The organism is Desulfoscipio sp. XC116, assembly GCF_039851975.1.
Taxonomy (GTDB): Bacteria; Bacillota; Desulfotomaculia; order Desulfotomaculales; family Desulfallaceae; genus Sporotomaculum.
This window is the reverse complement of record NZ_CP156660.1, coordinates 656,870-678,172: the sequence shown is the minus strand read 5'-3', so window position 1 is coordinate 678,172 and position 21,303 is coordinate 656,870. Positions and strand designations below refer to the sequence as shown.

Genomic DNA, 21,303 nt, shown 5'->3' with positions numbered 1-21,303 from the left:
ATGATTACAGACCGCGGGGGTTCCAAGGGGTTCCATTAGTAGTCCGCATCTATGTGCGCGCACCCAACACTTCGGACATACCCCGCAACTTATAACCCCGTCGGCATATCACCCGCCCGCAGTTTTTCCGCCATCCGATCCAATTTGCGCAGGCGGTGATTAACTCCCGATTTGCCCAGCGGCGGATTAGCCATTTCGCCCAGCTCCTTTAAGCTGGCATCCGGAAATTTTATGCGCAGCTCAGCAATTTCTCTCAGACCCGGGGTCAATTTATCCATACCGATAACCCGGGCTACAATAGCAATGCTATCTATTTGGCGCAGCGAAGCATCCACCGTTTTATTCAAATTGGCGGTTTCACAATTAACCAGCCGGTTTACCTGGTTGCGCATCCCCTTGTATATCCGGGTGTTCTCAAATTCAAGCAGTGCCGAGTGAGCGCCCATAATATTAAGACACTGCACAATTTGTTCGCTATCCTTGAGATAAACTACGAACCAAGCTTTACGCCTGCTAATTTTAGCCGCCAGGCCAAACTTCTGCAGTAACCGGCAAATATCGGCGGCGTGCCGCCCTTTACTGGTGATAATCTCCATATGATAATTACCGCCCGGACTGTTCACCGAGCCGCCGCCCAAAAAAGCACCGCGCAAGTAAGCGCGCCTGCAGCAATCACGGCCCACCAAATCCTGCTGTATACCTTCACGCAGAGAACCATCCAACCTTTGCAGACCCAGTTGTACCAACATGTCACGCAAGCCCTCCTGGGGTGGTATGCGCACCCAGTAAACATTGTTCTTGCGCAGGCGCACCTTCTTTTTAACCAATACCTCGGCCTGCATGCCGAAAAGCTCCTTGACCAATTTAAACACCTTACGGGCTACAGCGGCATTATGGTTTAAAATATTTATCGACATCTGCCGCCCGCTCAACTGAAGAGAACCATCCATTTTAATCAGAGCGACCAGCTCGGCCATTTTGCAGCACTGCCGCGAGCCCATCACCCTGGCCAATTCATTTTTAGTCAGCGTGGAAAAACTCAACAAATCCACCCCCGGAGAAACCAGCGCATCATGTACGCAGCTGCTTGATTGGATAAACACCGGCCACATCCAAATGCTATCTGCGGATATAATTCTACGGCATAAACGACTTTTTGAACAAAGCTTTCGCCGTCCCGATAAGCGCCGGACTACGACCGTATAATATCCTCCACTATCGTTCGCTCCAGCGACCCGGTCAGCAAACCCTCCAAATCCAGCGCCTGTTCGGCATCCAGCGCCTGTTCCAAGCGAGGCCTGGTAGCCGGATGCTTGGGCAGAAACAAGGTGCAGCAGTCTTCATAGGGCAGCACTGATGTTTCATAAGTACCAATAGCCTGCGCCCGGTGGATAATTTCCAGCTTATCCATGCCCACCAGCGGACGCAGCACGGGAATATCGATTACCTGGTTAATCACCCGCATGCTTTCCAGCGTTTGGCTGGCCACCTGTCCCACACTTTCACCGGTTATCAGCGCCAACGCCCCTTGGTTATCCGCAATCCTGGCGGCCAGGCGAAACATCATGCGCCGCATAATAGTCACCCGCAGCTCCTCGGGGCAGCTTTTTTGAATTTCCTTTTGAATATCGGTAAAATGCACTATATGCATTTTAACTCGCGTCGTGTAATCCGTCAAAACCCGACACAGATTTCGCACCTTTTCCAAGGATTTTTCACCGGTAAAGGGAAAGCTGTAAAAATGCACCGCTTCAATTTCAATACCCCGTTTCATAGCCATATAACCGGCCACAGGGCTGTCAATGCCCCCGGACAGCAGCAGCAGTGCCTTGCCGCTGACCCCCACGGGCAAACCACCCACCCCCGGCATATCATTGGCATAAACAAAGGCATTTTTCTCACGGATTTCCACCCTCACTCTGATTTGGGGTGTATGCACGTCTACTTTAAGACCCGGAAAATTATCCAGCAGATAACCGCCAATCAAACCGTTAAGCTCCGGGGAGGTACGGGGAAATTGTTTATTGGAACGTCTGGCCTCTACTTTGAAAGTCAGCGGCTCTCCGGCAGGCATCAAAACACGGGCCGCGGCATCCCTAACCGTCGCCAGCGCCCCCTCGCAAATAACCCGTTCGTCCAGCGGCAAACGCAATGCCAGGCTGACTCCCACAATACCAAAAACCTTGCTTAATATATCCAGCACCCGGGCGGGCTCGGCTTCACTTTCCACTATAATGCGGCCGTATACCCGCCGCACCCGGGACGACCCCAATTTTCTCAGCGCCCGGCTGATGTTATCCATCAGCCGGCGCTCAAAGGCCGGCCTGTTTTTGCCTTTAAGCCCGATTTCTCCGTAACGAATCATATATGTATTATTCATGGCTCATCGTTCCTTTCAGCATTGGAAAATACATCTTAATTATATAAAGCATACAATTCCTGAACCACGGCTGCTGTTTGCTCCACCGCGTAATCAATATCCCCCTCCGTATTCAACGATGACAGGCTGAACCGCACCGCCCCTTCCAGCAGTTCCCCTTTAACGCCCATAGCCTTCAATACGTGGCTGCCCGGACTTTTCCGGCTGGCACAGGCCGACCCGGTGGAGACATAAATACCTCGCTCCTCCAGCGAATGCAGCAGTATTTCGCCGCGCAGCCCCGGAAATGACAGATTAACAATATGCGGGGCGCAACGCAAGTTCTCCCGCCGGCAGGGAGGCCCGTTTAATACGGCGCCCGGCACCGCCGCCAGTATGCCCTCCGCCAGCTTTTTTTTCAAAGGGAAGATTCTCTCCGCCGCCCCGCGGGCTTCCCGGGCAATTACCGCGGCCGCCGCTCCAAAACCCGCAAGGCCGGGCACATTTTCAGTACCCGAACGCCGGCCGTGCTCCTGTCCGCCACCAGCTACCAAAGGCAGCAACTGAGTATGCGGCGCCACATAAAGCGCCCCCACCCCTTTGGGGCCATGCGCTTTGTGGGCGCTCACCGACAACAAATCCACACCCAGCTCCCCGGGCCGCAAAGGCAACTTACCGTAAGCCTGTACCGCATCGACATGCCACAGCAGCTTGCGCCCTCCCCTGCGAAAATCAGCCAGCACCTCGGCAATTTCGTCCAGTGGCTGCACCGTACCCACTTCATTATTTACGTACATTACCGATACCAGATAGGTATCCTCCCGCAATGCCTCCCGCAATTGCCCGGGTTGCACCGCTCCCTGCTCATCAACAGGCAGCACCGTCACTTGAATGCCTTGTTCCTTTAGCTGCCCGCAGGCATTTAAAACGGCGGGGTGCTCCACCGCCGTGGTAACCACATGCTTTCCCCACCGGCCGGGCAACGCTCCTTTAATAGCTAAATTAATTGCCTCCGAACCCCCGCCGGTAAACACAATTTCGCCGGGTCCCGCCCCCAAACTGGCGGCCACGGCCTGCCGCGCCCGGCTCATAACCCGGTCGGCCTCAACGCCCATTTTGTGCAGGGAAGACGGGTTTCCGTAATGCTCCTCCATCGCCTCCGCCACGGCCCGTACTACCGCCGAATAAGGACGGGTGGTAGCGCTGTTATCCAAATATACCTGAAGCCCTGTCATAACCGCCACTTCCTCAAACTCTAAATTAAAGCCATACGGCGTTTCATATTATTTCATAGTATACCGCAAACCGAACAGCGTCAAGCAACACCTCGAACAATAGCGAATGCTGCAGAGACATGCAAAAAAAACAGGCAAAGGCACCGGAAAATCAAATCCGGTGCCTTATTACAGCCGTCCGTTACTATGCTTGTACTTTATCCACTCTTCAACAAATTAACGGCCCGCACAATCGGCGGTTTTGTCATCCATTAACCCAATTTTAAAACGCCGCGCTATCCCGTTCGCCCCCGGCCTGCTTGGGCCGGATATAATTATTTATATAAACTACCCGCTCCGGGTGACGGCGATCGCCATATATAAGTTTGATAAGCAGCTGAGCCAGCCTGCCGGAGTGATGGCGCGCCACTTCCCCTTCCTGCAGCAGCTCGCCCGAAATTGGCATTACCCCCAGATCTTGAATATTTTCCAGATCCGCCTCGACCGGCACGGCACCCTCTTTGCGATACCGGCCCGCCACCCAGGCAGGTACATTTTCCGTGTTGACAACCATATAATCTATTATTTCACCGGCATGTTCAATAATAGCCTGTAAGTGACGGGAAGCCGAGTAGCCGTCGGTCTCACCGGGCTGAGTCATAACATTGCAAACATAAATTTTAGCCGCCCGCGCACGGGCTATAGCCTCGGGAATACCCTGCACCATGAGCCCGGGCAGGATGCTGGTATAAAGACTCCCCGGCCCCATAATAATAGCGTCCGCGTCCCTGATAGCTTCCAAAGCTTCCTTGGTGGGACGGCAGTTATCCGGGTCCAGAAACACCCTCATTATTTGTTGGCCGCTTTTCGGTATCCTGGATTCCCCGCACACTACCGAACCATCTTTCATTTCCGCACACAGCCGAACATCGGCCAAAGTAGCCGGAAAAACCTGGCCCCGCACCGCCAGCACCCTGCTGAGACCACGCACCGCCCGGTCAAAGCCGCCGCTGATGCCACACAAAGCCGCCAGCAAAAGATTGCCCATATTATGCCCCTTAAGCTCCCCCGCGGCAAAGCGATATTGCAGAAGCTCCTCCATTAGAGGCTCCCGGTCAGCCAAAGCCACCAGACAATTGCGCACATCGCCGGGAGGCAATATGCCCAAATCCCCCCGCAGCCGTCCCGAACTGCCGCCGTCATCAGCCACTGTAACCACGGCAGTTAAATTACCGGTGTATTCCTTAAGCCCGCGCAATAAAACCGGGATTCCCGTACCACCGCCGATAACCACCACCCGCGGCCCTTTTTCCAAACAGCGCCGGTTATAAACGACATCCACCAGCCTGTTTCCGCCCGGCATAATAGCGTTAATTACCGAAAGCAAAGCCCGGCACAATCCGTAAACCATCAAAGCGGTACCCGCGGTCATAAAAAGGATACCCGACAGCACAGTGCGGCTTTGCCCCGCAGTCCCGTACAACAACTTTTGCAGCCAGAATCCCGTGGCCGGCAGGTAGGGAAAAACCGCCAGCGCCACACCGGCAAATAGCAGCACCCCCCCCAGCAGCGCCAGCAACAGCCAGCGTTTAATAAACATACCCGGATACAGCCACTTGGTCATCTTTTTAGCGCCCCCCGTATACCCTCCGCAAGAATAAGATCCTTTAACCGCGACACCGGTCATTTAATCAAATGGAGCAAACTACTATATTGTATCCGCTCCAGATAACTATTCTCATATTTTATCGAATTCCAAGACCCCCATTTCCACAAATGGGAGTTCCTGTTTAGATGGAAATTCCGGTTTTTACTTCAGGTGAGGCAGAATCTCCATCTGAAGCCCCGATGTCCAGCTTTAGCCGAACGAGTTCACTGAAGCCGCAGGCACGTTTTATTACAATTACATTAGCCAACCCGGCCAATGTCTCTGTGACTTACCGTCACCCGGTAATCCTTGCCTCGCAAAACATCCCCCAACCGGTTGGCCAGGGCCACGGAGCGGTGCATACCGCCGGTGCAGCCGATAGCGATCATCAATGTGGTCTTGCCTTCCTCAATATAACAAGGTATAAGAAACTCCACCAGGTCGGTAAATTTATCCATAAATGCCGTGGTAACCGGCGAATTGAATACAAAGTCGCGCACCATCGGCTCATTACCGGACAATAGCCGCATAGCCGGGTCATAATATGGATTGGGCAAAAAACGCACGTCAATTACCAGATCACTGTCCATGGGAATGCCATATTTAAACCCGAAGGAAATAACCGTAATCAGCAGTTGGGAATTATCCCCTTCGCCGCCGAACAGATCCGCCAGTTTATCCTTAAGTTCCTGAGGCTTTAAATTAGAGGTATCTATAATCTTTCCGGCCCGGCCTCTAACTTCCTCCAGCAATACCCGCTCCTCCCGGATATTGCGCAGCACTTCGCCATGCGTCCCCAAAGGATGGCGGCGGCGGGATTCTTTATATCGCCTTACCAGCACCTCATCCGAAGCCTCCAGGAAAAGAATCTCGTATTCAATACCGCCCTGTTCCAGCTGGCCCAGCACTTCGGACAGGGACTGAAAAAACTCCCCGCCCCTTATATCCACAACTAATGCTATATTATTAATACTCCGGTTCGTTTGTGCACATAGTTCGGCGAACTTGGGGATCAAAGTGGGCGGCAAATTATCCACACAAAAATAACCCATATCTTCAAGACAACGCAGCGCCTGGGTTTTTCCGGCACCGGACAGACCGGTAACAATAACCATATGTGCAGGCAACAGACACCCACCCTTTCTATGTCAACTCATTAAGGTCAATTCATTAAGCCGCGGTTAGATCATTTACCCACATTCCGGTCAACTATAAGCAGCTTATCTGCTCACTCCCCGGCACAATAGCCGAATTATTCCCCCCGTTCCCCGCCACATCGGATATCACGACAGCGGCGGCGCAGCCCGCCCGGCCAAACCGGCACTCCCCCGCCGATACTCCGCGGCACCCGCCGTTTGTTCAACCGGACAGGCATTTAACACCTTTTCCGGGGGCACCCGATACTTGTCCAGCAGTTCGATACCGATATCCTGCGCACCTACCGTTTCGGGGTAATGGGCGTCACTGTTCACCACCAGCAATGCCCCCCAGCGCAGCGCGGCCCGTACCACCTCATCCCGATCGTAATGATGTCCGGTATTTATTTCCAGGGCACACCCGGTATCCGCACAGGCCCGGGCCACCTCATCCATATCTACCGCCATCACCAGGCCGGGGTGGGAGATAAAAGTCAGCGTGTTATTGCGCACGGCAGCCACCAGCGCCATAGTATTGGCCTCGCGCATCCTCTCCCGCACCCACCCGAACGTCTTGCCAATTCTATTGGGCAATATCCAGGTCAGCGTTTTCCACCAGGGCCGGCACCACACCTGGGGATGCAGACCCGCGATCAATATATCCAGCTCACCGGCTATATCCGCCGGTATGTCAATTTCCCCACGCAGGCCGATTACATTAGCTTCAGCGCCCACCAGCACCCGCACCGAGTAAAGCTCAGACAGCCGGGCCGCCTGCTCCTTCAGCTCGCGGTATACCCCGGCATCTTTAACACCGATAAACATGCCCCGGGGCCCGTGATCGGTAATGGCGACCTCCGCCAGGCCGCGCCGGGCCGCCGCCGCCACCATTTCCTCCGGCGCGGCATGACCGTCGCTGTATCGGGTATGCGTATGCCAATCGGCAAACAGCTGCATAGCACCATTTCCCCTGTTTAAATCCCCCACGGTTAAACCGTTTACAACCAACAGCCGGGGGACCCGGTTTCAATCTCAATCCTTCCGTTACTATAGCATAGTCTGCATGGATAATATTCATACCGCAAACCGCGCGGCAAATATAAATCTAATTGTAGATCTTCATAGCGCCTTTGCTTCAAAATTTATAAAGCACACTGATACTATTTTACCACACAAAAGTTCAAATTAATTTTTACATGCACGCTTACAGCGTTTTTTGCGTAACCGTGCCTTACCGAGCATAATATTTTTACTGTTACTACATAAATTTAACTAGTCAAACCAATGTTATACAAAAATACACAAATTCCTGCCGGCTTGTCTTTAAAAATTATGGAAAAACAGTTATACTATATATTGGTAAATAGAATCTGTTTCAGGGCCAATGAAAAGTTGAAACCAATCAAGAGCTTCTTAAGGTAACCATATTTAATAATTGACGTAACAACCACGCGCACGCGGATATACTAAAATTGAACTTTTGCAAAGGATGTGAATGTATGCAAGAATTAATTAATATTGACATAGGCCATCTTTTAAGCGATAAAGACCCGGCCAACTTTGTCTCCGAAACCGAATATGCTAATTTTACCGCCAAACACGGACAGGCGTTTGCCGAGTTTCAAGCACCGCTCAAGGATAAGACATCCCCCATCACTCTTTCCTTCGGTGAGGAAAAGGCCATCCCCCGAATAAAAGAGCTGGCCCGCGAACTTGGTGAAAAATATGACCATGTACTGCTGCTGGGCATCGGCGGGTCGGCGCTGGGAGCCAAAGCAGTGCTGCAGTTTTTGCACGGTCCGTTTTATAATCTGGAAAAGCATGCCCAGCCCCGGCTGTTTATACTGGATAACCTGGACCCGGTACTGCTAACCAAGGTCCTGGATGTTATCGATATGGCCAAAACAGCCATCATTTACACCAGTAAATCGGGCTCGACCCCGGAAACAGCGGCGCAGTTTATCTTCTTTTACAACAAATACAAAGCGGCAGGCGGCCGTCCGGAAGACATCGTTATAATTTGCGACCCCGGCGACAACGGCATCAACCACATCGCCCAACAGCTGGACTGCCGCTTGCTGCATATCCCCCGGGACCTGCCCGGCCGGTATTCCGTTTTATCTTCAGTGGGCTTTCTTCCCGCTGAAATTACCGGTATTGACAGCGCCCGGCTGCTTTCCGGCGCGGCAGCGGCACACCAATCCATCATCAACACTCCTTTGCCGCAAAACGCCCTTTTTGCCCTGGGCAGCTGTCTTTATGAGCTGTCCACGCAGGGTAAATCCATGCACGTGCTGTTTAATTACAGCAGCCTGTTGTTTGAATTCGGTTTATGGTTTGTGCAATTATGGGCCGAAAGCCTGGGTAAAAGACTATCCCTGGACGGTAAAGTAGTCCACGCGGGCACCACACCGCTGGCCAGTCTGGGGGCCACGGACCAGCACTCCATACTGCAGCTTTTTAAAGAAGGCCCCGCGGATAAAGTGCTTGGATTTGTGAAAATAGACAGTCTGCCCGCGGACGTTACTTTAACGGAAGCATTTCCCACAGAGAAAGAATACGCCTACTTCACAGGCCACTCCATGAGCGAACAGCTGGACATTGAGCAGTTGGCCACCGAAATGAGCCTGGTCGGAGCCGGCAGGCCCTGCTATCGGATCACCTTGAGAGAAATATCTCCGGAAGCGCTGGGCGCACTGCTATATTTCTACGAAGCGCTGGTAGTATACACAGCCAAGCTGTGGCACATCAACCCCTTCAACCAGCCCGGTGTGGAAGAAGGCAAGAACATCACCTATGCACTGATGGGCCGGCAGGATTACAGCCGGCGACGCCCGGAGTACGAACAAGCCATGCAGCGATTTAAAAACGGGGTCAGGCTTAAACTTTCTTAAACCAACTGCGAACCGGGGTTCTAAATACGGGATAGGCTGTCAGCAAACAGCCTGTCCTTTTTTAAACACCAATTCAATGAGCATTTCCGGGATCAAGCTATCTGCATCACCAAACCGCCCGGCCACTAGTGCAGCCCGACCGTCCGGCCGGCAGGCCGCCACCATCCGACCATCCGGCCATCGGCCGCCAGCCAGCGGTCTGCCCTATTTTTTACCAACAGCTATTGACATACCTGTAGATATGAAGTATATTAATTAATAAAACGGAAAGAATATTCCGTCTCTTAACAAAAAAAGAAGGAGCGATGTCCCCAACCATGGTCCCTGTTAAATCAGAGAAGGTTATTAGCCAAATGGAAGAAAAGAAGAAAAAAATACTCAACTGCGCCAAAGAAATATTTGTCCAAAAGGGCTACATGAATACCCCGGTACGTGAAATCATAGATGCTTCCGGTTATGGCACCAGTACTTTTTACCGTTACTTTGCAGACAAAGAAGACTTGCTGAATACATTATTATCCGACTTTCTGGATCACATTATAGACAAGGTTAACCGGTATTTTAAGCAGGAAGAAGACGTACACAAGCGTTTTGTGGAAAGCAAGCGGGTAATCATGGAGGTTTTTGCCGAGAACCCGGAGTTGTCTGAAATCTACAGCCGGGTGGCCGGGCTAAGCACATCAGTTGATAAATGCCTGAAGAAATTTGATGAGAGGTATCTTTGGTTCGTGCACCAGAACATTGCCTACGGAATAAAGCACGGTTTCTTCAAGGACTTACCCATCGACCCCATCTGCCACTCCATACTGGCGATAATCAAGTATGCCGTTTATAAATGGGTGGTCTTAAAAGAAATAACCAGCACGGAAATGATTGAAATGGTAGGCTCTTTTCACCGGTGCCTGGGAGAAGGACTGTATCAAAAAAAACCAACCAAGCAGTACCCTGTGGATTAGCCGGCCAATCAAGGGACCGGTCGTAAATGCCAATATCCAACGGCACCACGGCACACATCGCAATACTACCGCCAGCACCGTCCTGTATATCACCCGGCCGCGTACAAACCGACAATCACTTTTTAAAATAGTAAACTCGTTCAGCTAAAGCTAAACATCGGGACTTCAGATGGGGATTCTACCCCACCTGAAGTAAAAATAGGAACTCCCACTTATAGAATTGAGAGTCTCGAACTTGATTAAATAGTAAAGAAGGTTTGGTCTATGTTAACCCAAAGCTCAACCAATAACATAACCAAGACCGAAAATCAAGCAGGCTTTTTAAGTGCAAGAAAGGCAGCTATAAATATCCCCATGGGAAATGCGGTTATCGAAGGACCGGTGGCAGGGATCATATTAAGCGGCATGCAACTCAGTAAAGAGATGGACAGCTTTCGCCAACCGGATGTGCAATTGCAATCCCTGGTGCATATCGCCGGCCTGCCCCGCGGCCGGGTTTACATAGTGCATAAGGGGAGAACAATCGTAGGTTACGTTACCTTTCACCTGCCGGATACATGCTCCCGCTGGCATGATCATCCAAGGATTATTGAAATAGGCGGTATTGAAGTAACCAGGGAATGGAGAAGCTGTCATGTAGGCGGTACGCTTTTAAAATTCGTTTTCCGCGACGAATTCTGGGAGAACTTTATAGTCATCGGCCTGGAAAGCTTCCGCAACTGGGATCTTAAAGGCAGTCATTTAAACGTATGGGAATACCGGGATATGATGGACAGACTTGTCCAGCAGGTCAGCTTCAATCCTTGCTTTACTAGAATGTATGATGTCCTGGAACATCCCGCCAACGCACTGATAGCCAGGTGCGGTGTGCATGTAAGTTTGGATGATTGGCTGTTCTTTAAACAAATAGCCGCCAGGCCGCCAAGAAGTCAAGCTTAAACTCACTGTTAATCTTTAAATACAGCATTATATAAAGGCACAATATACAGAAACTTCTACAGAGCGGTCAAAATAAATTTCTCAACTACTTCGGCCACCCCGCACTCATCATTGGTACGACAGACGTAATCGGCATGCTCTTTGATTTCCGGACGAGCATTGCCCACCACCACACCTAATCCGGCAAAATCAATCATTTCCAGGTCATTATAACCGTCTCCCACCGCGATAACCTCACCCTGCGCTACGCCGTAATGCGCGGCAATGGCCGCCAAAGCATCGCCTTTATTACCAAGCGGGTGGGAAAACTCCAGAAAATTGGGTTTTGACTTGGTTATATGCAGTTTATTCCCCAACCGGGGCCGCACCTCGGTAAGCAAGCTATCAATCAACTCCTCCCGGGCAACCACCACTATCTTGGTGGGGTCCTGGCCCCGCTCCCGCAGAAAGGCCGCCAGGTTCCCCACTTCTGTCATGGGAATGCGGGAAATAGCGGTATAAAGCTCGCTTTCCTTGGTCTGCCGAGCTATGTAGGGCGTGTCATCCACATAAACATTGATATGGTAGCCATACCGGTTCACCAACTCGAGCACCTCCAGCGCTGAATCAAGCGGCACCGGCCGATGGAACAAGACATCGCCGGTTACGGGATGTTTCACTAAAGCCCCCTGATAAGTCATCAGATACTCCGCTACTCCCAATTCTTGCGCAAAAGGCAGCGCCGAGCGAAACATCCGTCCGGTAGCCAGAGTCACCCGCACTCCTGCCTCACGGGCTCGCACCACAGCCTGACGCGATTGCTCGGGCACTAGCAACTGGGAATTCAGCATTGTATCATCTAAATCAACAGCTAACAATTTATAATTACGTTTGCTCAATTTGGGCCCTCCCGGCAGATTGCCATACTTAGTCAACCTATCCTGAAAAAGCTCAGGATTCTTTTCTTCCGACATGCTTTTAACTGTCATTGCGAGCGCAGGCAAAGCAATCTCAGACTCCGCGGCAGGTCCCCAAAAAAATGCGGGCTGTTCATCCTCCGCTGTTGCCGCACAAGCGGCATGGATATCTTTCAGGATATTATACCACATATTAAAAGTTATCCCGGTCCAATATCCACAATATCCACCGGAAAGATAGCTTTAAATAACGAACCTATCGGCAACCTTTTGCAATTCCAATGATAATCGTTCAAGATTTTGTGCGTTGCCTGTAAGCTGCTCCATAACCTCTGTTTGCTTGTCGGCTGTACCGGCTACGCCCTGTATGGCCGAAGATATTTCCTGGGTAGCCGCGGTAACCGACTGCATTTCATCCGCCAGATATTCAACATGAGATATTATTTTTTCAAAAGTACCGCTTACGTCGGACACAACCGCCAAACCGTTTTCCACCTGTTCAATGCTTTCATTAGTACTGCGTACAGCATCTTCGGTTTCCTGTTGGGTAACTGCCACCAGATTACGAATTTTTTTAGCCGCGCCGGCACTTTGTTCAGCCAAGCCCCTCACCTCATCGGCCACCACGGCAAATCCACGGCCGTACTCACCCGCCCGGGCCGCTTCGATAGCCGCGTTTAAAGCCAACAAATTAGTTTGCTCGGCAATTGATGTAATAATATTAATAATTTCAGATATCTGCCGGGCCGACTGATTAAGTCCCTGAATTACTTCTCCGCTCCTGGCCGAAGCACGCTGAATAGCATCCATCTGGGCTGCCACTCTTTGAATGCCCGCGCTGCCTTCCCTGGCAGAATCAGCGGTGCGATTGGAATTTTCCATAATTTGTTCCGCGTTGGCGGACATTTGCTGCACCGAAGCAGCCACACGGCCAACAGAGGATGCGGTATCCTCTGTTCCCGCAGCTGTTTGCTCGGCGTATGTCACCAATTGTCCTGAAGTGTTTTTTATCCTTATAAATACCTGAGTTAAATTATCGGTCAAATCGTTTAATATTTCATGAAAAGCCTGTTTTATATCACTTACCGTATTGATAACCTTAACGCCTTCCACATGGCTTTTATTAACCAGCTTTTCCAAGTCTTTGATAATTGATTGCATAGGCTCAATTAATTGTCTATAGTTTCTTGTGCCGATAATAAAACCGTTCAGCATGGCCAGCAGCCCGGCGGCAAATATTAGTATAAGAAAGTGACTATCGATGCTTAAAATTATGGCTGCGATTATGGCTCCTCCAATACCTGCCATAATAGACGTCTTTAAGAGATATGAGCGACGGTTCAGTCTTTTCACATTCATTTAAACACATCCCTTCCAATGCCATTTAGTCTATTCCACCCAAATTAGACTATCTTTCACAAAATAATAATACTACTTACTAATTTTTTTATCAATTTATAAAATTAATAAATTTTCGACTAATTTAGACTAATTTTTATTTTTTATAATTTAACAAGCTTAAAATAAAAAAGAGAGCCGCTTTTATTACGCACTCTCTTAACGACTCCCGACACCGGACATCCAGTCAAAAGGTCGGGAAAACCAAATTAATAATCCAGCCCTAAACAAGACAGTAAGGTGAACTCGTTCAGCTAAAGCTGGACACCGGAGCTTCAAGCGGGAATTCCACCCCACCTGAAGTAAAAAGTAGAGTCTTAGGAATCAGATAAATTACCCATCGACTGCCGAAAGTCTATTCATCTTAATATAATTACCGATTAATACATTACCAGCCAAACTTTAGTACCCATTTCAAAACACCTGGCCGGACAAAATTTTTAATACATACCATTACCAATCCGGCCCTTAATCACGGAAAAAGTCGTACACCGCTTGAGCCGCCCGGCGGTTCATACTCGATACCGCAGCCAGTTCCTCCAATTCGGCTGATTGGATTTTTTCCACCGAACCGAAAGCTTTAAGCAGCTCCCGGCGGCGCACCGCGCCGATACCGTCTATTTCCTCCAGCATGGACTTGAGATTACGCTTGCCCCGCAGTTGGCGATGGTAGGTAACGGCGAACCGGTGCGCCTCATCCCGCAGCCGCTGCAGCATTTGCAGGGCCGGGGAGCTTTCGGGCAGGCGCACGGGTTCCGAGCGGCCCGGCAAAAACACTAATTCTTCCTCCTTGGCCAGCCCGCAAACGGGTAAATGCCCGAAGCCCCGCTCCTCCAAAACCGCTACCGCCGAAGAAAGCTGCCCCTTGCCGCCGTCCACCACCAGCAAATCGGGAAACCGGTGAAACTTGGCGTCCCGGCTCGACATCTGTCCGGTGTTCACTAATTCCCGTTCCTCCCGCCCCCGGGTCAGGCGCCGTTCGAGCACCTCCCGCATGGAAGCAAAGTCATCCGGCCCGGTGACGGTTTTAATCTTAAACCGGCGGTACTGCGGGGGGGCCGGCTTGCCTCCTTCAAATACCACCATAGAGGCCACCGACTCCGCACCCTGAGTATTGGAAATATCGTAACATTCCATGCGCAAGGGCGGCGTCTTTAACGCCAGTGCTTCGGCCAGCTGTTCCAGTGCTTTTTGCAAATCATCCTTCCGCACCGCTCGCCCGGACTCCACCTCCTGCAGCACCAACAGAGCATTGCGGCCGGCCAGATCCACCAGCCGCTTTTTATCCCCCCGCCGGGGCCGGGTCAGATAAACCCGCCCGCCCCGCTTCTCGGTAAGCCAGCGCTCCAGCACCTCCACTTCATCGCTTAAGATTTCCTCCGCCAGTACCTCCCGGGGAATAAACTCAGCCTGCAGATAATATTGCTTGATAAAACCCGTTAGTATCTCGTCCCGTCCCATATCCGACGTGCCATCCACCATAAAGTGCTCCCGCCCGATGAGCTTCCCCCCTCGCACAAAGAACACCATCACACAAGCCTCATCCTGCCCCCGGGCCATAGCCAGCACATCCCGGTCATTCGGATCAGCGACCACTATCTTTTGCCGCTCCATCACCTTTTCCACGGCTTGCAGTTGGTCCCGCAGCTCGGCGGCCCGTTCGAAATCCAGGCTTCCCGCCGCCGCCTCCATACGCCGGCGCAGTTCCCGCACCAAATCCTCCTGTTTGCCTTCCATAAACAGCAGCACCCCATCTACCACCCTGCGATACTCCTCCGGGGTCACCAGACCGCAGCAGGGGCCCAGGCAGCGCTTGATATGCTGATTCAGGCAAGGACGGCTGCGCGGAACCGGCACCCGCTGCTTGCAAGTGCGCAGCGGGAAAATACGCTTTAGCAGCCGCAGCGTTTCATGCACCGCTCCCACCCGGGTATAGGGGCCGAAGTAACGAGCCCCGTCCTTTACCACCCGCCGGGTAATAAACACCCTGGGGAATTGCTCATTGACAGTTAACTTTATATATGGATAACTTTTATCGTCCTTAAGGTATACATTATAACGGGGGCGATGCTCTTTAATTAAATTGGATTCCAGGATCAGTGCCTCCACCTCGGAGTCGGTGGTAATATACTCAAAGTCCCGGGCCCGCTCCATCATAGCCCGTACCTTCGCATTACGCTCCGCCGCGGCGCTGAAATAAGACCGCACCCGGTGCTTTAGCGACACCGCCTTACCTACATATATAATCTGTCCCCCATCGTCCCGAAACAAGTACACCCCGGGACTCTCAGGCAGCTGAGCCAGCTTCTCCCGCACCCCAACACCCTCCCCGGGGTCAGGCTTAAACTTCTTTAAACTAACTGCGTTATTACAATATGCGAATTATGTAGTTAATTTATAAAAGGTTAAGTCTGACCCCTCTACCCACTTGATGGATTTAGATATGTTTACTTCGCTGCAGCCTAAATATCCGGCTACGTCCCGCAAGCGGTGGCCCGCCTGGCGGCAAGCCAGGTAGGCAAACAGCCGCCGGGCCAGCACCGCCTGCTTCCCTCGGCCGGTCCCCAGAACCAGCTCGGGCTTCACATGCATATCGGCGCAAAGCCGCCCCATTATATCCTCCAGGCCACAGTCCAACAACGGTCTTGGCTTTTCAGTCACCCTAAACCTACCGGCCTCGGCAACACTTTCCGGGCAGGGAACTGATATGGGGATTGATTCAGGCGCTAACTGGTAATCATCAATTACCGTTCCACCGTATGCGGCTAACAGCTGTTTAATATAGCCCGTTTTAACAAAGGACTGTTCATCGTAAAAATAGCTGCGGTGGCTTGACCAGGCATACTTGGTGGGTTCATCAACCAACCCCGCCTTTACCGGGTTCAGGTGAATGTAACGGATCAGTTCCAACAAATAATCATCCCTGTGCACATAAATGCTTTTATAGCGCCCTTGAAACACGTGCCCCACCAGCTGCTGTTCTTTGTTGAAATACTGAGTATAGGTCTGCTGCAGTCCTTGCATAAATTTAGCAAGTGGGGTATCGCCCATTTTCAGCAGCATATGCACGTGATTGGGCATCAAAGCATACCCGTGCGCCTCAACATTGTAACGCCGGCTATAATGACGCATTAACCGCAGGTAAGTTATATAATCATCTCTTCCTTTAAATATATACTGTTTACGGTTGCCACGAGCCAGTACATGATAGAAGGCCCCCGGCAAATGCAGCCTCGGCTGGCGGGGCATAATAACTCCTCCCAACAAAGTAATTATTTAGCATTATTATAGCACAAGTGTTCTATTCGTGAATAGGACAAATTGTTCTAATACTAAAGTAAACATTACTTTTTGGGCAAGCTTTCAACACCCGCTGCCAGCCAGTAGCATCGACTATTTGGGCAACATTGGGCAACATTGGGCAACACTTGAACAGCACACCCCACGTGCCCAGATAGCGGCAAATCAAAGTTCGATAAACCACAGAGCCACAGTACGCTGTTTGGTCCGGCTGCATGCATAACCAGTGTAATTACAAGAGCAATAGGCACAATCGGTCTAACCGGCGCTAAAATCCGTCAGGCGGATTTTAGCCTGTTTAATTTTAAGTTAGTTTAATAAAGTTTAAGCCTGACCCCTTAAAAAGCGGGCGGTGTGGGAAGTGGTGGATTTGGCGACTTCCTCGGGGGTACCGGTGGCCAGAACTTCACCACCGCGATGGCCGCCTTCGGGACCCAGGTCGATGATGTAGTCGGCGGTTTTAATAACGTCCAGGTTATGCTCAATCACCAGCACGGTATCCCCGGCGTCCACCAAGCGATGCAGCACATCCAGCAATCGATGGATATCGGCAATGTGCAGCCCGGTGGTGGGTTCATCCAAAATGTACAGTGTTTTGCCGTTGGAGCGCCGGGACAGCTCGGTGGCCAGCTTGACCCGCTGGGCTTCGCCGCCGGACAACTCGGGCGCGGGCTGACCCAGGCGGATGTACCCCAGTCCCACATCAAATAAAGTCTGCAGCTTGCGCTGGATTTTGGGCAAGTGCCGGAAAAATTCCAGGGCTTGCTCCACCGTCATGTTCAGCACGTCGGAAATACTCTTGCCCTTGTACTTGACCTCTAATGTTTCACGGTTGTAGCGCTTGCCCTTGCACACCTCGCAGGGCACGTACACATCAGGCAAAAAGTGCATTTCTATTTTAATAATCCCGTCCCCCCGGCAAGCCTCACACCGACCGCCCTTGACGTTGAAGCTGAACCGGCCCGGCCGGTAACCCCGGGCCCTGGCTTCGGGGGTTTGGGCGAATAGATCCCGAATATCCGTAAACACCCCGGTATAAGTGGCCGGGTTGGAGCGGGGAGTGCGGCCGATAGGCGACTGATTCACCTCAATAACTTTATCCAGGTTTTCCAGGCCCTGAATTTCCTCGCAGGCTCCGGGCTTCGCTTTGGCCCGGTGCAGCTCCTGGGCCAACCTTTTATATAAAATCTCGTTTACCAGGGTGCTTTTACCCGACCCGGACACCCCGGTAACACAGATAAACAGCCCCATAGGAAAGGTCACATTGATGTTCTTTAAATTATGCTCACCGGCCCCCACCACTGTGATGGATTTACCATTGGGCCGGCGGCGCGCGGCGGGCACCGGAATGAATTTTTGACCGCTTAGGTACTGGCCGGTAATGGACTCGGGCGCCTCCATAATATCCCGCACCGTGCCGCTGGCCACCAGCCGGCCGCCGTGCTCTCCGGCCCCCGGTCCGATGTCGATAATATGATCGGCGGCATAAATAGTTTCCTCGTCGTGCTCGACCACAATCAGCGTATTGCCCAAATCCCGCAGCCGCTCCAATGTCTCCAGCAGCCGCCGGTTGTCCCGCTGGTGCAGCCCGATGCTGGGCTCATCCAGAATATACAGCACCCCCATGAGGCCGCTGCCAATTTGAGTGGCCAGCCGGATGCGCTGAGCCTCGCCGCCGGACAGCGTGCCCGCGGCCCGATCCAAGGTCAGATAATCCAAACCTACGTTAATTAGAAATCCCAGCCGGGCGTCAATTTCCTTTAGTATTTGCCTGGCAATCAGCTGCTCCCGCTCGGTCAGCTCCAGGTCCCGCAAAAAGCTGTGCGCCTCCAGCACCGGCATAGCGGTCACTTCATTAATCGAAAGACCGCCCACCTTCACCGCCAGCGCCTCGGGCTTCAGCCGGGCCCCCCGGCAGACCGGGCAGGGGCGGGTACTCATGTACTGCTCAATTTCCTCCCGCATGTAATCCGAATTGGTTTCCCGGTAGCGGCGGTTGAGGTTGTTAATGACCCCCTCAAAGGGTACCCGGTAACTATGTTCAATGCCCATGGCATTAGACAGTTGCATTTGAATAATATCTTTACCCGTGCCATAGAGCAGCTTGTCCAGGTAGGCCGGATCCATCTCCCGCACCGGAGTGTCCAGATCAAACCCGTAGTGTTCGGCTACAGCATCCAGGTAGCGCATACCGTTTAAACTCTTGAGCCAGGGCTCGACAGCTCCCTGGTGCACCGATAAATTTTTATCGGGAATCACCAAATCCGGGTCCAGCTCCATTTTAAAACCCAGCCCGGTGCACTCGGGGCAAGCCCCGAAGGGATTGTTAAACGAAAACAGCCGCGGAGCGATTTCGGGAATACTCACACCGCAGTCGACACAGGCAAAGTTTTCGCTAAACACGATTTCCTCGCCGTCCACCACGACAGCCAAGATCACCCCTTCCCCATGCTTGAGCGCCGTTTCCAGGGAATCGGCCAGCCGCGTGGCCGAGCCCGGCCGGATAACCACCCGGTCCACTACAATTTCAATAGTATGCTTTTTATTTTTATCCAGCTTGATATCATCGTTAACGTCCAGCACTTCGCCGTCCACCCGCACCCGGACAAAACCCTCCCGGCGAATTTCTTCCAGCAATTTGACGTGCTCGCCCTTCCTGCCCCGCACTACCGGGGCCAACAACTGCAGCCGGGTCCCCTCGGGCAAGGCCAGCAGCTGATCCACAATTTGCTGCACCGTCTGGCGGGCAATGGGCTTGCCGCATTTAGGGCAATGGGGCCGCCCGGCCCGGGCGTACAGCAGCCGCAGGTAGTCGTAAATTTCGGTAACGGTACCCACGGTAGAGCGGGGATTGTGGCTGGTAGTCTTTTGGTCAATAGAAATGGCCGGGGACAGCCCTTCAATATAATCCACATCGGGCTTGTTCATTTGCCCCAAAAACTGACGGGCATAAGCCGACAGCGACTCCACATAACGACGCTGGCCCTCGGCATAAATGGTATCGAAGGCCAGGGAGGATTTGCCCGACCCCGATAAGCCGGTAATCACCACCAGTTTGTCCCGGGGGATTTCCACGTTGATGTTTTTTAAGTTATGGGCGCGGGCACCCCGCACCACAATTTTATCCTGCATGAAAAGCCTCCACAATATAAGAATCACCGCTACCTTGATTAGATTAAAAACCGGCCGCGGTACCAAGTGTTAAACGTTAACAAAAAAATGCCCTCAAGAACATTTTACTACATCAAATTAAGCGTGGTTATGGTACAATTAGTAAATACCATTTGGATATTATGTTATAGCCATGACAACAGTTGAAAGCATACCGCAAGAAAAAACAGCCCGAGCTTTTTACAAGATAGTTAGTTTGTATAATATAATAAACGGGAGGACTAATAAAGGCATGCTAGCCAGGGAGTGTATTCCATATATAACAATATTGTTATTATTAAGCTTTATTTTTTATGTCCTAAGCCCCGTACTGGCCATATTGCCGGTGCCCATATTACTGTTTGTCATATTCTTTTTCCGCAATCCCCCCCGACAAGTCGCCTCAAATACCAACCATATTGTATCCCCGGCCGACGGCACAATCCAATCCATCTGTGAAATTGACGAAGATACATTTATCAAAGGCAGGGCAGTTAAAATAAGCATATTTTTATCCCTGTTTAATGTACACATCAATCGAAGCCCGCTAAGCGGCAAAATCACCTATACTTCATACAGGCCGGGTAAATACCTGCCGGCTTTTAAAAGCCATGCTTCCGATATTAACGAAAGAAACACCCTGGGCATAGAAAACGCCGGCATTAAAGTACTTGTACACCAGATTACCGGTTTTATAGCCAGGCGTATCGTATTTTATAACCAAAAGAATGATTACTTACAGCAAGGACAGATTTTCGGGATGATTAAATTTGGTTCCTGCACGGAAATAATTGTACCGGCCGGCACCAAAATAGTAGTGCAAAAAGGCCATAAGGTGCAAGCGGGAATAACCGTCATAGGAGTGTTAAAGGATGATTAACGAAAATAGCAATTCACCCCTGACCCAGCTGCCCAACTTTTTAACACTTTGCAATATAATCATGGGCTTAAGCTCCATTATAACCGCTTCTTTCGGCAATTTTACCCTGGCCGGGCTGCTGATCATCATCGGCGCGGTTTTCGACCGTCTGGACGGCCACGTAGCTCGCAAATACCGGATGACCAGCGAAATTGGCAAACAGCTGGATTCATTAGCCGATGTGATAACGTTTGGCATTGCCCCGGCCATTACCATATTCCTGCTTAGTTTCACCGATACCGTTGTCCTGGGGTTTATTATGACCGTGATATTTGTGACCTGTGGGGCCTATCGTCTGGCCCGTTTCAATATCCTCGATTACTCAGATGTTTTTATAGGTATGCCTATTACCGTAGCCGGTTTTTTACTGGCCTTGCTGACCTTGTTTCAAACGCAAATGGCTGTTCACCCCTATTGGACAGCAGTAAGCATGCTGTTTCTGAGTTATCTTATGGTGTGCAAAAGGGAAATCAGGAAAGTATGACGAAACCGGG

Annotated in this window: 17 protein-coding genes; 5 read left to right on the top strand and 12 right to left on the bottom strand. The window is 51.4% G+C overall.

What is annotated here, in order from left to right; translation table 11 throughout:
* Positions 1-89: 89 nt before the first annotated feature.
* The 6 genes from whiA to ABDB91_RS03090 form a co-directional block, all read right to left on the bottom strand.
* Complete coding sequence (whiA, locus tag ABDB91_RS03115; RefSeq protein WP_347491516.1) at positions 90-1,043, bottom strand: DNA-binding protein WhiA; 954 nt, start codon at positions 1,041-1,043, stop codon at positions 90-92.
* A gap of 149 nt (positions 1,044-1,192) precedes the next feature.
* Positions 1,193-2,380, bottom strand: coding sequence for a tRNA uracil 4-sulfurtransferase ThiI (gene thiI, locus ABDB91_RS03110; RefSeq protein ID WP_347490182.1), 1,188 nt, complete (start codon positions 2,378-2,380; stop codon positions 1,193-1,195).
* A 35-nt stretch (positions 2,381-2,415) separates the two neighbouring features.
* A complete protein-coding gene (locus ABDB91_RS03105; RefSeq protein WP_347490181.1) occupies positions 2,416-3,594 on the bottom strand; it encodes a cysteine desulfurase family protein in 1,179 nt (392 codons plus the stop codon).
* A gap of 262 nt (positions 3,595-3,856) precedes the next feature.
* Positions 3,857-5,197, bottom strand: coding sequence for a YvcK family protein (locus tag ABDB91_RS03100; RefSeq protein WP_347490180.1), 1,341 nt, complete (start codon positions 5,195-5,197; stop codon positions 3,857-3,859).
* A gap of 284 nt (positions 5,198-5,481) precedes the next feature.
* A complete protein-coding gene (gene rapZ, locus ABDB91_RS03095; protein WP_347491515.1) occupies positions 5,482-6,336 on the bottom strand; it encodes an RNase adapter RapZ in 855 nt (284 codons plus the stop codon).
* 168 nt (positions 6,337-6,504) lie between these two features.
* Entirely contained in the window at positions 6,505-7,314 is an 810-nt protein-coding gene (locus tag ABDB91_RS03090; RefSeq protein WP_347490179.1) for a PHP domain-containing protein, read from the bottom strand.
* A 542-nt stretch (positions 7,315-7,856) separates the two neighbouring features.
* On the opposite strand from ABDB91_RS03090, the gene ABDB91_RS03085 reads away from it, so the two are divergent.
* Positions 7,857-9,251: a glucose-6-phosphate isomerase gene (locus tag ABDB91_RS03085; protein WP_347490178.1), complete on the top strand. Its 1,395-nt coding sequence runs from the start codon at positions 7,857-7,859 to the stop codon at positions 9,249-9,251.
* 39 nt (positions 9,252-9,290) lie between these two features.
* On the opposite strand, the gene ABDB91_RS03080 is transcribed toward ABDB91_RS03085, so the two are convergent.
* Positions 9,291-9,416 carry a hypothetical protein gene (locus ABDB91_RS03080; RefSeq protein WP_347490177.1) on the bottom strand — a complete coding sequence of 42 codons (126 nt, stop codon included), beginning with the start codon at positions 9,414-9,416 and terminating at the stop codon, positions 9,291-9,293.
* Positions 9,417-9,604: 188 nt separating this feature from the next.
* Here ABDB91_RS03080 and ABDB91_RS03075 point away from each other — a divergent pair, with 188 nt between their 5' ends.
* Positions 9,605-10,207, top strand: coding sequence for a TetR/AcrR family transcriptional regulator (locus ABDB91_RS03075; RefSeq protein ID WP_347490176.1), 603 nt, complete (start codon positions 9,605-9,607; stop codon positions 10,205-10,207).
* A 264-nt stretch (positions 10,208-10,471) separates the two neighbouring features.
* The gene (locus ABDB91_RS03070) at positions 10,472-11,146 is read left to right on the top strand and encodes a GNAT family N-acetyltransferase (RefSeq protein WP_347490175.1); all 675 of its coding nucleotides are present in this window, start codon (positions 10,472-10,474) and stop codon (positions 11,144-11,146) included.
* A gap of 56 nt (positions 11,147-11,202) precedes the next feature.
* Here ABDB91_RS03070 and ABDB91_RS03065 read toward each other — a convergent pair whose 3' ends face one another.
* The 5 genes from ABDB91_RS03065 to uvrA form a co-directional block, all read right to left on the bottom strand.
* A complete protein-coding gene (locus ABDB91_RS03065; protein ID WP_347490174.1) occupies positions 11,203-12,234 on the bottom strand; it encodes a Cof-type HAD-IIB family hydrolase in 1,032 nt (343 codons plus the stop codon).
* 51 nt (positions 12,235-12,285) lie between these two features.
* Positions 12,286-13,401, bottom strand: coding sequence for a methyl-accepting chemotaxis protein (locus tag ABDB91_RS03060; RefSeq protein ID WP_347490173.1), 1,116 nt, complete (start codon positions 13,399-13,401; stop codon positions 12,286-12,288).
* A gap of 507 nt (positions 13,402-13,908) precedes the next feature.
* Complete coding sequence (gene uvrC, locus ABDB91_RS03055) at positions 13,909-15,756, bottom strand: excinuclease ABC subunit UvrC (RefSeq protein WP_347490172.1); 1,848 nt, start codon at positions 15,754-15,756, stop codon at positions 13,909-13,911.
* A gap of 66 nt (positions 15,757-15,822) precedes the next feature.
* Positions 15,823-16,689 (bottom strand): transposase, encoded by an 867-nt coding sequence (locus ABDB91_RS03050; RefSeq protein WP_347490171.1) that lies wholly within the window; start codon positions 16,687-16,689, stop codon positions 15,823-15,825.
* A gap of 375 nt (positions 16,690-17,064) precedes the next feature.
* On the bottom strand, positions 17,065-19,872 hold the full coding sequence (uvrA, locus tag ABDB91_RS03045; protein ID WP_347490170.1) for an excinuclease ABC subunit UvrA: 2,808 nt from the start codon (positions 19,870-19,872) through the stop codon (positions 17,065-17,067).
* Between the two features lie 271 nt (positions 19,873-20,143).
* Between uvrA and ABDB91_RS03040 the strand changes: the two genes are divergently transcribed.
* Together ABDB91_RS03040 and pssA are read left to right on the top strand one after the other, a co-directional pair.
* Positions 20,144-20,770, top strand: coding sequence for a phosphatidylserine decarboxylase family protein (locus ABDB91_RS03040; protein WP_347490169.1), 627 nt, complete (start codon positions 20,144-20,146; stop codon positions 20,768-20,770).
* Positions 20,763-21,293 (top strand): CDP-diacylglycerol--serine O-phosphatidyltransferase, encoded by a 531-nt coding sequence (pssA, locus tag ABDB91_RS03035; RefSeq protein ID WP_347490168.1) that lies wholly within the window; start codon positions 20,763-20,765, stop codon positions 21,291-21,293. The genes ABDB91_RS03040 and pssA overlap by 8 nt, the downstream gene beginning before the upstream one ends.
* Positions 21,294-21,303: the final 10 nt, after the last annotated feature.

What these genes read in the sequence shown, in the direction of transcription:
- thiI (WP_347490182.1), bottom strand. Translation starts at nt 2,380, where the DNA reads ATGAATAATACATATATGATTCGTTACGGAGAAATCGGGCTTAAAGGC.
- ABDB91_RS03105 (WP_347490181.1), bottom strand. Translation starts at nt 3,594, where the DNA reads ATGACAGGGCTTCAGGTATATTTGGATAACAGCGCTACCACCCGTCCT.
- ABDB91_RS03100 (WP_347490180.1), bottom strand. Translation starts at nt 5,197, where the DNA reads ATGACCAAGTGGCTGTATCCGGGTATGTTTATTAAACGCTGGCTGTTG.
- rapZ (WP_347491515.1), bottom strand. Translation starts at nt 6,336, where the DNA reads ATGGTTATTGTTACCGGTCTGTCCGGTGCCGGAAAAACCCAGGCGCTG.
- ABDB91_RS03090 (WP_347490179.1), bottom strand. Translation starts at nt 7,314, where the DNA reads ATGCAGCTGTTTGCCGATTGGCATACGCATACCCGATACAGCGACGGT.
- ABDB91_RS03085 (WP_347490178.1), top strand. Translation starts at nt 7,857, where the DNA reads ATGCAAGAATTAATTAATATTGACATAGGCCATCTTTTAAGCGATAAA.
- ABDB91_RS03080 (WP_347490177.1), bottom strand. Translation starts at nt 9,416, where the DNA reads ATGGTGGCGGCCTGCCGGCCGGACGGTCGGGCTGCACTAGTGGCCGGG.
- ABDB91_RS03075 (WP_347490176.1), top strand. Translation starts at nt 9,605, where the DNA reads ATGGAAGAAAAGAAGAAAAAAATACTCAACTGCGCCAAAGAAATATTT.
- ABDB91_RS03070 (WP_347490175.1), top strand. Translation starts at nt 10,472, where the DNA reads ATGTTAACCCAAAGCTCAACCAATAACATAACCAAGACCGAAAATCAA.
- ABDB91_RS03065 (WP_347490174.1), bottom strand. Translation starts at nt 12,234, where the DNA reads ATGTGGTATAATATCCTGAAAGATATCCATGCCGCTTGTGCGGCAACA.
- ABDB91_RS03060 (WP_347490173.1), bottom strand. Translation starts at nt 13,401, where the DNA reads ATGAATGTGAAAAGACTGAACCGTCGCTCATATCTCTTAAAGACGTCT.
- ABDB91_RS03050 (WP_347490171.1), bottom strand. Translation starts at nt 16,689, where the DNA reads ATGCCCCGCCAGCCGAGGCTGCATTTGCCGGGGGCCTTCTATCATGTA.
- uvrA (WP_347490170.1), bottom strand. Translation starts at nt 19,872, where the DNA reads ATGCAGGATAAAATTGTGGTGCGGGGTGCCCGCGCCCATAACTTAAAA.
- ABDB91_RS03040 (WP_347490169.1), top strand. Translation starts at nt 20,144, where the DNA reads ATGCTAGCCAGGGAGTGTATTCCATATATAACAATATTGTTATTATTA.
- pssA (WP_347490168.1), top strand. Translation starts at nt 20,763, where the DNA reads ATGATTAACGAAAATAGCAATTCACCCCTGACCCAGCTGCCCAACTTT.